Annotated in this window: 8 protein-coding genes; 2 read left to right on the forward strand and 6 right to left on the reverse strand. The window is 39.0% G+C overall.

The features are described from left to right. Positions 1 to 75: 75 nt before the first annotated feature. Positions 76 to 1,098 carry a DNA polymerase III subunit delta gene (holA, locus tag H9N25_RS13725; protein ID WP_167295313.1) on the reverse strand — a complete coding sequence of 341 codons (1,023 nt, stop codon included), beginning with the start codon at positions 1,096 to 1,098 and terminating at the stop codon, positions 76 to 78. 212 nt (positions 1,099 to 1,310) lie between these two features. Here holA and H9N25_RS13730 point away from each other — a divergent pair, with 212 nt between their 5' ends. Then, on the forward strand, positions 1,311 to 1,769 hold the full coding sequence (locus H9N25_RS13730) for a type I restriction enzyme HsdR N-terminal domain-containing protein (protein ID WP_167295590.1): 459 nt from the start codon (positions 1,311 to 1,313) through the stop codon (positions 1,767 to 1,769). A gap of 896 nt (positions 1,770 to 2,665) precedes the next feature. Here H9N25_RS13730 and H9N25_RS13735 read toward each other — a convergent pair. The 4 genes from H9N25_RS13735 to H9N25_RS13750 form a co-directional block, all read right to left on the reverse strand. Beyond that, the gene (locus H9N25_RS13735) at positions 2,666 to 3,859 is read right to left on the reverse strand and encodes a Gfo/Idh/MocA family protein (protein ID WP_190326273.1); all 1,194 of its coding nucleotides are present in this window, start codon (positions 3,857 to 3,859) and stop codon (positions 2,666 to 2,668) included. A 314-nt stretch (positions 3,860 to 4,173) separates the two neighbouring features. After that, positions 4,174 to 5,538, reverse strand: a complete 1,365-nt coding sequence (locus tag H9N25_RS13740) for a 3-keto-disaccharide hydrolase (RefSeq protein ID WP_190329156.1) — start codon at positions 5,536 to 5,538, stop codon at positions 4,174 to 4,176. A gap of 49 nt (positions 5,539 to 5,587) precedes the next feature. Next, on the reverse strand, positions 5,588 to 6,943 hold the full coding sequence (locus H9N25_RS13745; protein ID WP_167295315.1) for a Gfo/Idh/MocA family protein: 1,356 nt from the start codon (positions 6,941 to 6,943) through the stop codon (positions 5,588 to 5,590). Positions 6,944 to 7,285: 342 nt separating this feature from the next. Beyond that, the gene (locus tag H9N25_RS13750) at positions 7,286 to 9,952 is read right to left on the reverse strand and encodes a valine--tRNA ligase (protein ID WP_190326274.1); all 2,667 of its coding nucleotides are present in this window, start codon (positions 9,950 to 9,952) and stop codon (positions 7,286 to 7,288) included. Between the two features lie 323 nt (positions 9,953 to 10,275). Here H9N25_RS13750 and H9N25_RS13755 point away from each other — a divergent pair, with 323 nt between their 5' ends. After that, positions 10,276 to 10,698, forward strand: a complete 423-nt coding sequence (locus H9N25_RS13755) for a DoxX family protein (protein WP_190326275.1) — start codon at positions 10,276 to 10,278, stop codon at positions 10,696 to 10,698. Position 10,699: 1 nt separating this feature from the next. On the opposite strand, the gene H9N25_RS13760 is transcribed toward H9N25_RS13755, so the two are convergent. Then, positions 10,700 to 11,335, reverse strand: coding sequence for a Uma2 family endonuclease (locus tag H9N25_RS13760; RefSeq protein ID WP_190326276.1), 636 nt, complete (start codon positions 11,333 to 11,335; stop codon positions 10,700 to 10,702). Positions 11,336 to 11,341: the final 6 nt, after the last annotated feature.

Genomic DNA, 11,341 nt, shown 5'->3' on the forward strand with positions numbered 1-11,341 from the left:
AAATTACAATAAAACCGCTAAAATTTGCGCAAACGTTTGATGGGTAATATAAAACAGGCAATTGCAAAAAAAAGACTAGTGCACAATTTTGAAAACGAGTTCCTTTAAGAGTTCTCCATCATCAACATTTCCGGTACTATCTAAACCTTTGCTTTTTAAATCGTATTCGCGGAGTAACCCGATCACCTGAAAAACTTTTCCGGTGTTGTAATTTCTTGCTGCTACCTCATAATCTTTAATAAAGAATGGAGGCACGCCCAAAGCTGATGCGGCATCGGCCTTGTTTGGGATATAATGGTATTTTAGAAGTTTAGTAAAGTAACCACCTAAATTGGCCAAAACCATTACTGTTGGATTGGCTTTAGGGTTGCTGGCGAAGTAATTGATAATTTTATTGCATTTCAGCACATCGCGGATGGCCAGTGCCTTCTGCAATTCGAAAACGTTATATTCTTTACTAATGCCTATGTTTTTCTGAACCAGATCGGTATTAATGGTTACTTCTTTTGGAACATTGAGCATTAATTTTTCGATCTCATTGGCAATTTTAGAAAGGTCGGTTCCTAAATATTCGGCCATTAAAGCCGATGCCTGCTGATCGATCTTGTAACCTTTATCTTTAATAAATTCCTCGATCCAGGGTACCAGTTTATAATCGCGGACAGGATCTGACTGAAAAATCAACCCACTTTTACTAATGGCCTTATAGATTTTTTTTCGTTTATCGAAGTTCGCATACTTAAAGGCCAAAACCAATATGGTACTCGGTAAAGGCTTTTCAAAATAATTGAGCACAAATTCGCCCTCTTTGCTGCTCGCATCTTCTTTGCCCCACTTTAAATCCTGTGCCTCTTTAACAATTACTACCTGGTAATCAGACATCATTGGGTATCGCTTTGCAGCACCCAAAACCGTTGCCATATCGGTATCTTTGCCATATAAAACTGTCTGGTTGAAGCCTTTTTCGGCATCATTCAGCAATTTATCTTCAATATAATCTGTTACTTGATCGATATAGTAAGATTCTTCGCCGTGCAGCAAATACACAGGTTTGAATTTTCGGGCTTTGATATCTTTAATAATTTCGGCAGCAGTCATTGCCCGTAAAATTACGATTTAGGTTTAAGGATTTGGATAAATGTTTATAAATTAAGGAACGTTAGATTTGAGCTGTGAGACATTAGCAGGAAACTTCCAGACGTAATCAAAATTAACTAACTTTGAAGCTGTAATAATTGTTTTATTGTTGCCTGTTAGCGCTAATGGAAAGCTGTTAACCGAAAACTGCCAACTATAAATTGAAGACTGAAATATTTAACCCTACCCCGCTTAACCTGCCGCCCTATCCATTTAAAATTACCCAAAAGGATAATGTAGTTTTTATTTTCGATGAGATCAGGAAGAAACACCTGGTACTTACGCCAGAAGAATGGGTGCGCCAGCATTTTATACAAAACCTGATTTTGGAAAAAAAATTCCCACGTACATTGATCCAGATTGAAGGTGGTTTGGTGTTAAACCAATTGCAAAAAAGGAGCGATATTTTGGTTTACAATACGGCTGGCGAAAAACTGATGTTAATTGAATGTAAGGCACCCAAGGTAAAGATTACACAATCGGTTTTCGAACAGGCATCGCGGTATAATTCGATACACCAGGCGAAATGGATTGTGTTAACCAATGGTTTGCAGCATGTTTATGCCAAGATGGACCTGGAGAAAGGGAAGTTTAACTTCGTACAGGAAATGCCTGAATATTTTGGATTATAGGATGTACATAGTTTCTTCATTACTGAGGAACGAAGACAATCACAACTTTACAAAATGATTCTAAGTTTTTTCTGGAAAGCAGAAATAGTAGCGTTTAGGTTTATCCAGCCCCGCTCCCGCTTCTGCCAATTGAAGAAATTGGCATCCCGCTTTGATCGGGTTTAGGTGGCACAGCCAGCAAAACCATTAGGGGTTGCATGGAGCAAGAATAACATCTTTTTTCTGAATCATGCGATTCATCTATCGGTTGGTGTCCCACCGACCGAAACTTAATCGGCATCCTCAAAACGAAATTAGGATAATGCTCTTCTTGGTCGGTGAGACACCAACCAATAGGAAAATAATTAATCGCATATTTTGTTATCCTGAACGTAGTGAAAGATCTTTATTGAATAATTTGAGTTCTTTTCTGAAAATCAGGTACAGAAGTGCTTAGGTTGGTTCAGTCCCGCTCCCGCTTCTGCTCCGATGAAACCTGTGAAACAAGCAAGCTCACCATAAAAAAACAAAATATACAGTGCTTAAATCGGGAGCATCTCGCTTTGATCGGGTTTAGGTTGCACAGCCAGCAAAACGATCAAAGGTTGGAAGGAGCAAGAATAGCGCTTTTTCTGAATCATGCTATGCAATCTTCAATAGCAGCAAAAGCCCTCAGATTCTAAACCTGATTGACGCGAAAATCCTTTTTTGTCATCCTGAGCGTAGTCGAAGGGCAAAAAAGATTGGAGCAGAAAGCAGGACAAAGGTTAAAAAGATTGACTACAATTGCTTTCCAAAATAAAATGAAAGTAGCATAATTATCTTCTTGGTCGGCGAGACACCAACCAATAGGAAAGATTTGCTTCGCAGAGCCTCCGGGTTCTTCCGTCGTTCAGAATGACAAAAGAAAATATGATCTAAACACTATATTCCGTCTTCCAAACCTGTTTATTCCCGCTATAAATGGCTTCGTTACACATGGCTACACATATGGCCGCCTGGGTTCCGGTATTGATATTCGATGCGGGTTCTTTCTTGGTTGTTATCGATTTATAAAACTCATCTAAGGCATAATTTGTACCATCTATAGTGGGTTTATCTAAAATCGGGATGCCCCCATCTTTATTTACCACAATTTTTGTAGCTCCAGTTACCCCATCAACAATACCTAATTCTTTTTTAGCACTTTCTTCGGGATAAAATAACCCGGTATTGGTAAGCAAAGAGACCGAACCTTTTGTACCTTTTATTTTAAACAGATATCCATCATGCGCATTGCCACAAGTAGCCCCAAAGTTGCCAATCATTCCTTTTTCGTTATAACGCAAAATGGCCTGAATATTATCATAAGTTTCGCGTCCGTCTTTAAACACATCTATCCCACCCGATCCCATAATTTCATCAGGTTGCGTTTCGAAGGCCCAATTGATAAAGTCAATCTGGTGCGATAAAAGTTCGGCAGCTAATCCGCCAGAATATTCCTTATACATGCGCCAGTTGATTTTACGCTCTAAAGCCGGATCTGGCACCGCCCTGCGCCAATTACCATTACGGTCCCAACGGCAATCGATCTGGCTAACCTTACCCAAATAACCACTTTGTACCATGTCTTTCACCTTAAAATATAGGGGCGAATAACGGTATTGATATCCCACCTGAAAAACCTGATTAGGATATTGTTTTACCAGTTTTTTAAGTTCGAGCGCCTGGTCAATATTATAAGTCATGGTTTTTTCTACGTACACATGTTTACCAGCCAGTACCGCATCTTTTGCAATTCTGAAATGCTCGCTTAATGGTGTGGCAATAAAAACCGCATGAATGGTTTTATCGTCCAAAACTTTGTGGTAATCTTTTATGGCCTTTGCATCAGCAGGAACATACTTTTCGGTTTCCTTAAGCCTAAAATCGAGTAAATCGCAATAAGCTTTAATTTTATACTTTGCTGGCATTGATTTAATTACCGACAAAACGCCTTTGCCACGATCGCCACAACCAATCATGGCCACATTAATAATTTCATCAGCCACTAAATTAGCAAAGCCCTGGTTACCCAAAAGTAAACCAGAGCCTAACAAAGTGGTATGTTTTACAAAAGATCGACGATGCATGGTATAATGATTAAAATATTAGTTATTGAAGCGCGCAACTCCTGCTATTATTAAGGGCTAGTCCCGCCAATGCTGCAATCTTTTTGTTGCCGCATCTGCAATAATAACGAAAATGCAACAAAAAGTATTTTCGCGTATGTCGGGGCTATTTAATTACTTTCAGTGCTTATGGGTTTGTTTCACAGCATAAACGCTAATGATAAACCCGATTGAGCTAAATAGCCCACAGCGTAGCGAGGACTATAAGCGAAAGCGGGACTGAAGGCTGCCATATTAAACTCACGTGCGTTTTCAAACCAATAAAAAACTTACACTTATAAATTTTTGATTTTAATGGTCCTAAAATCCACCTTATTTCCATGGTCCTGCAATAGGATATGTCCTTTTGGTGCTTCACCAAAGTTTTTCCAATCTTTATACTTGCTGATGGCAACCAATTTTTTAAACTCTTCAGAGCCACGTGTATATTCTAACACTTTAACCCCATTTAAATAGTGTTCCACTTTGTTATTTGGGTACACCACCACACGGCCATTGTTCCAACTGCCGATTGGGCGCAGGTAACGGGCTTCTTTTTTCGAAGTTATTAAATCATATAAAGATGCTAAAGTACGGTTTCCATCTCTGCCTAATTTTGCATCCGGATGTAATACGTCATCTAAAACCTGATACTCAAGTCCGATGGCAGAACCCGTATTTTTTTCGCTTAAGGTAACAAAATATTTTACACCGCTATTGGCTCCAGGTGTTAGCTTAAATTCGAACGATAAATCAAAAGCAGCATATTCATCTTTGGTCACAATATCGCCGCCATTGGTCGATTCAGCACCTCCAGATGGTTCAACGCTGATTACGCCATCGGCAATTTTCCACCCTTTGGCAGGGAAAGTAGTTTTATAAGCACCAACCCAACCTGCATTGCTTTTGCCATCGAACAATAGCTTATAACCTTCCGATTTTTCGTAGGCAGATAAAGTATTCGGAGTTAAATTAACCGTATAAATTCCTTTTGGAAAAGCCTTGGCTTTTAACCCTTCTGTTTGGATGTTAATATTTTTGAAATAAACCCTCTTACCATCGTTCTCGAGGTTATTGCCAATACCGTGAACCTGTAAGCCAATAAACCCAGATTTATCTAAGGTATCGATTACGTAGGCAACAGGTGTTCCATTTACCCAGGTTTTGGTTTCGTTACCAATACATTCAATTTTGTAGTGATTAAACTCATTCTTTTTATACAACGGTTTTGCAGATGGATTAAGCTCTAAAGGATAAAGCCACAATCTTCTGGCTTCGTCGTAAATGCCACCAGTCCAAGCCCGCGGTGTAGGGTCTATTTCCATCTGCCTGCCAAAAACCAATCCTTTGCCATTGTTTCCTTCTGGTTTAATATGACTACGTGTTTGCACCCCCGAGTTGGTGGTTTCGCCTTCTAGTTTCACATCAAGTTCTAAAATGAAATCGCCATATTCTTTTTCGGTAATTAAGAATGAATTTGGTGTGCCTTTGGTCATTGTTCCCACAATCATTCCATCTTCAACCTTGTAAGGAGCAGCACCTGCAACGGCTTTCCAACCGGTAAGTGTTTTACCGTCAAATAATGGTTTTGTTTTTTGAGCAGCAGCTGATAAGCTGATTAGCGAAAGCGCTAGAATACTATATTTTTTGAAATTTAACATGATTTTTTTTCTTGCCGTCATTCTTCCTTGCAATGACGATATTTCTGTTTTAATATTTAAATACTTTTCCATTTGCCATTACTTCCTGTTTACCTTCATCAAAAACTGCTTTCGCACCCGTGTGTACTGCAGCATTGGTCATGATATTGGCAATAGAGTGCGAATAACCCGCTTCAACAGGAGCATTTGGTGTTTTACGGCTACGCACACATTCCATCCAGTTGCGCATATGGCCAGAAGTTAAGGCATCCCCGCCCATATTGGCTCCTGTAGCCGCTTTAATTTCGGTTTTACTTAAATCAAACTCCGGCAAAAGATTGGCTTTTAAGCCCATCGCTGCGGCCTCTTTTTCCTTTAAGCCACCTTTTGGCGATACTTTATTGGTAATTAAATTCAGCTCGCCACCGTTCGAATAATAAACCTCGCCTACATCACCCACACTATTCTGCATTCTTGAAGTAAAAGTAACCTGAAAGCCATCGGTAGTATCTGGTTGGCCATAATCGAATACGGCTACCATCGAATCCCAGTTTCTACGGCCATCTTTCCAGGTGTAAATACCTCCGTTTGCCACTACACTTCGCGGATGTTTTAAATTGGTAAACCAATGCACCGTATCAATCTGGTGCGACATCCACTGCCCTGGCATTCCCGACGAATAAGGCCAGAACAACCTGTATTCCAAATATTTTCTCGGATCGAAGGCTTCAACCGGGCGATTCAATAAGAAACGTTTCCAATCAATATCTTCTTCTTTTAATTTAGCCACTAAATCTGGTCTGCGCCACCGGCCTGGCTGGTTTACATTCCATACCAGATCTACAGCAGTGATCGGTCCGAATTTTCCGTCCTGTATAAATTTTGCTGCATTGATATAATTCTCACCACTTCTTCTTTGCGAACCAATCTGTACAATCTGTTTGCTTGCTTTAACGGCTTTAAAAGCTGCTTTGGCATCGTCCATAGTTTCGGCAAAAGGCTTTTCTACATAGGCATCGCAACTGGCTTTTACGGCCTCTATGGTGTGAAGTGCATGCTGAAAATCGGCGGTGCTGATAATTACGGCATCAAGATCTTTAGTTGCATAAAGCTCATCATTGTTGCGACAGGCTTTAATATCATGACCAAATTTTTCTTTTAAATGGGCAATTCCTAAATCTCTGCGGTAATTCCATAAATCAGAAAGGCCAACAATATCGAAATTCAGCTCCTTGTTGTGGTTCAAAAAACAAGGCAAAAGCGTATCTTTAAAACGATCAGAAAACCCAACAACACCAACGCGTACCCTATCATTAGCACCGATGATGCGTCCATAACTTTTGGCGCTCATGCCCATGGTACCTGCATAGGTTGCTGCAGCAAATATTGCCGATTGCTTAATAAATTTTCTTCTGGAATTTTCCATTTGGGATATTAGGTTAGATTATCGGTTAACAAGTTCGCTATTAAACAAACCATTTTAATAAAACCTAAATTATGGTTAATAAAAACAAACCTTAAATATTCGCAAGTAATATTTTTGAAACTTTATAATAAAACAATGGCTTATAATCATATTAACCTTAAATAAACAGCCAAGAAGCCTGTATTTACGGCAATAGCATATTTTTATGGAGATCTAGGAAAACGTTTGAAATAATTTATTCTTAATGAGATAATTTTAATTAACTACTAAATAAAAAAGCCTTTCAGAAAATAATCTGAAAGGCTTTTTAGGGTGACGATCGCAGCGTCTGTAAAGTTATTATTATCCTAAAACCGCTAGGCTTTCTTCAATAATTTTGATTTTAGCTTCAGCATCGGCTTTTTTATTCCGTTCGTTTGCAATAATTTCTGGTTTTGCATTCTGTACAAAGCGTTCGTTACTCAATTTAGCATCAACCGACTTTAAAAAGCCTTGTAAATATACTAAATCGGCATTTAAGCGTTCGCGTTCTGCCTCTATATCAATGTTTTCTGTTAGTGGAATAAAGAATTCATCTTTACCAGCCATAAAAGCAGTTGCACCAACAATTTTATCGTTTACAATTTCGGCCTCTGATACATTGGCTAATTTGAAAACAATGTTTAACCATTTTTCGTAATCGAGATCAGAGTTTATTTTGATACTTAAAGGTAACGCTTCTTTAGGAGAAATCTGCTTCTGGTTCCGTACGTTTCTAATTTCAGCTACCACGGTTTTAATTACCTCCGCATCTTTCAGTAGTTGCTCATCAAAAGCGCCACCTTTCGGAAATTCGGCTACAATACAACAATCCATTTCGCCACGGTCCGCAAACAAATCATCATGCCATAACTCTTCGGTAATGAAAGGCATATTCGGGTGCAATAATTTGATGATATTTTCGAAAAAAGCAATCGTTGCTTTATAACTCTCTGCATCAATCGGTTGTTGGTAAGCCGGCTTAACCATCTCTAAATACCAGGCACAGAAATCATCCCAAACCAATTTATAAGTGATCATTAATGCTTCTGATAGGCGATATTGCTTAAAGTTGGCTTCAATTTCTACCAAAGCTTCGTTAAAGCGGTTTTCGAACCACGATATGGCCTGGATATTCGGGTTTGCGAGGTTTTCGTCAACTTCCCATCCTTTTACCAAACGGAAAGCATTCCATATTTTGCTGGCGAAATTACGTCCCTGTTCACAGTAGCTTTCATCGAACATTAAATCGTTGCCCGCCGGTGACGACATTAACATCCCCACGCGTACCGCATCGGCACCATATTTTTCGATCAATCCAATCGGATCAGGTGAGTTACCCAACGATTTAGACATTTTACGGCCTAATTTATCACGCACAATACCTGTTAAGTATACATTCGTAAATGGCTTTTTGCCCATAAACTCATGCCCGGCCATAATCATACGGGCCACCCAGAAGAATAAAATTTCAGGCGCGGTAACCAGATCATTGGTTGGGTAATAATAATTGATGTCTTTATTTTCAGGATTTTTAAAGCCGTCGAAAACCGAAATTGGCCATAACCATGATGAAAACCAGGTATCCATCACATCATCATCTTGCCTTAAAAATGGCTCTAATTGATGTTTGAATCCAGCTTTTTCAGCTTCTGAACAGCTTTCATCCAAATGTTTTTTCTTCCAGAATTCTTCTAACGCTTCATCTTTGGTTTTGGCAACCACCCAATTTCCTTTATCATCATACCAGGCCGGGATTCTTTGCCCCCACCATAACTGACGACTAATGTTCCAATCGCGAACATTTTCCATCCAGTGGCGGTAGGTGTTTTCAAATTTATTTGGAATCAGGTTTACCTCTCCATTTAGCACATCATCCAAAGCAGGCTGCGCCATTTCTTTCATCTTTACAAACCACTGCATCGAAAGTTTTGGTTCGATAGCGGCATCGGTACGTTCAGAAAAACCAATCTGCGATTTATAATCTTCAACTTTATCTAAATGCCCGGCTTCTTCCAACATTTTGGCAATTTTTTTACGGGCAACAAACCTGTCTTCGCCTACTAAAATAACCGCTAATTCATTTAAAGTTCCATCATCGTTTAAGATATCGGTAACTGGTAAATTGTGCTTAACACCAAGCTCATAATCATTCAGATCGTGCGCCGGCGTAACTTTTAAACAACCAGTACCAAACTCAATATCAACATATTCATCTTCAATAACCGGAATTTCGTGATTAACCAAAGGCACAAAAACCTTTTTACCTTTTAAATGTGTAAAACGTTCGTCATTCGGATTGATACAGATTGCTGCATCAGCCATAATCGTTTCCGGACGCGTTGTAGCTATTGTTAAAAACTCGTCTTTTGTTCCCGAAATCAGGTATTTAATGTAATATAGTTTTTGGTTTACTTCCTTACGGATTACTTCTTCATCAGAAACGGCAGTTTTACCAGCCGGATCCCAGTTTACCATACGGATACCACGGTAAATCCACCCTTTTTTATATAAGTGGATAAACGAATCGATAACCGCTTCAGAAAGATCCTCCTCCATGGTGAAACGGGTACGGTCCCAATCGCAGCTTGCGCCTAATTTCTTTAACTGGTCTAAAATAATACCGCCGTATTTCTCTTTCCACTCCCAGGCATATTTCAAAAATTCTTCTCGCGAAAGGTCTTTTTTATTGATACCCTGCTCTTTTAACATCGCTACAACTTTTGCTTCGGTAGCAATAGAGGCGTGGTCTGTTCCTGGCACCCAACATGCATTTTTACCTTGCATGCGGGCTTTACGGATCAATACATCCTGAATGGTATTGTTGAGCATATGCCCCATGTGTAGTACACCTGTGACGTTTGGCGGCGGAATTACAATGGTGTAAGGTTCGCGTTCATCGGGTTCGGAATGGAAAAATTTCTTCGATAGCCAATAGCTATACCATTTATCTTCTGTTTCTGCAGGATTGTACTTGGTGGATATGCTCATGAATGATATTAAAAGTCCAAAAATAGCTAATTAAGCTGAAAGACCAAAGCAGAGTAAGCCGAAAGACTCAAGCAAAATCAAGGCGTTTTAATATTCTCTATTCCTATGTTGTGTTTATTTTTTGGAGAGCAGGTGCAGCATTCATTTTAAAGTGAGTCCTGCTTTTCGTTTTACTTCTCCCGATGAAGAATCGGGCCTGCGCTCACTACAATCAGTATCTAGGTAATAAAGGTTTAGAAACATTGGCTATGCAACCTTAAATCGTGCGCTATAAATATGATTTAATAGATAATTGTATTTTAGCAAAAAACACTCAAACTACAATGAACGCTAAAAATTTAAAAATTGGTTATGCCATACTAAGAATATCAATCGCTATCATTTTATTATCGCACAGCATACTAGGCATGTTTGATGGCGGAATTAACGATTTCGGCAATTTTTACCTGAATAAAAATGGATTTGCACCCTTTGGAGTAGCAATAGCCTGGATAATTAAACTTTCACACATTGTTTGTGCAGTGCTTTTAATTATGAACAAATATATCCGGCTGGCCTATTTTGCAACAATTTTTGTATTGATTATGGGAATAATCATGGTCCACTTTAAAGAGGGCTGGTTTGTTGTGGGAGGCGGAAGAAACGGCATGGAGTATAACTTCGTACTTATATGCGTACTAACCGCAATTATGTTTTTGAATGCTGCCTTAAATGATACTGCTCAAAAATCAAAAACGGAAAAATGAGTTAATCGATATCGTCAAAAACATCATCTAATTCCAATTCAAAACCTGGTAATACCGATGAAGTGATTTTTTCGCTATGGGTAAATATTTTAGAGGGCTGAAATTTGCCCGAATCATTAAGGGTGTAAATGAGGATGCTTTGATCGCTTTGGCTAACCACCCAATATTCTTTAACACCGAATTCTTCATAAACGCGATATTTATTAAGCAATTCCATTTTGGTATTGCCGGGAGATAAAATTTCAATAACAAGATCGGGCGCACCGATACAGCCGCGGGCATCTAATTTACTTTTATCACAGACAACACAAATATCGGGTTGTAATACCGTATATACATCTTTATCAGCTTTACTTCCTTTTGGAAAACGGACATCGAACGGGGCAGAGTAAACTTTGCAGGGTTTATCTTTTAGAAAAATGCCTAAATTTAAGAAGATACTGCCAGCGACTTCCTGATGCACCCTTGAAGGCGCAGGACTCATTTTAAAGATTTTACCTTTAATCAGTTCTACTCTTTCAGGAAAAAGCCAGTTTAAATAATTAGAGTAGCTATAAGTTAATGATGCATCAAGTTCATTGAATTGCCTTACGGGCTCATCATCATTTAAAACTGGATATTGAACAGGTTTAGACATAAACGA

The sequence above is a fragment of the Pedobacter riviphilus genome (assembly GCF_014692875.1).
Classification (GTDB): domain Bacteria; phylum Bacteroidota; class Bacteroidia; order Sphingobacteriales; family Sphingobacteriaceae; genus Pedobacter; species Pedobacter riviphilus.

What these genes read in the sequence shown, in the direction of transcription:
- holA (WP_167295313.1), bottom strand. Translation starts at nt 1,098, where the DNA reads ATGACTGCTGCCGAAATTATTAAAGATATCAAAGCCCGAAAATTCAAA.
- H9N25_RS13735 (WP_190326273.1), bottom strand. Translation starts at nt 3,859, where the DNA reads ATGCATCGTCGATCTTTTGTAAAACATACCACTTTGTTAGGCTCTGGT.
- H9N25_RS13740 (WP_190329156.1), bottom strand. Translation starts at nt 5,538, where the DNA reads ATGTTAAATTTCAAAAAATATAGTATTCTAGCGCTTTCGCTAATCAGC.
- H9N25_RS13745 (WP_167295315.1), bottom strand. Translation starts at nt 6,943, where the DNA reads ATGGAAAATTCCAGAAGAAAATTTATTAAGCAATCGGCAATATTTGCT.
- H9N25_RS13750 (WP_190326274.1), bottom strand. Translation starts at nt 9,952, where the DNA reads ATGAGCATATCCACCAAGTACAATCCTGCAGAAACAGAAGATAAATGG.
- H9N25_RS13755 (WP_190326275.1), top strand. Translation starts at nt 10,276, where the DNA reads ATGAACGCTAAAAATTTAAAAATTGGTTATGCCATACTAAGAATATCA.
- H9N25_RS13760 (WP_190326276.1), bottom strand. Translation starts at nt 11,335, where the DNA reads ATGTCTAAACCTGTTCAATATCCAGTTTTAAATGATGATGAGCCCGTA.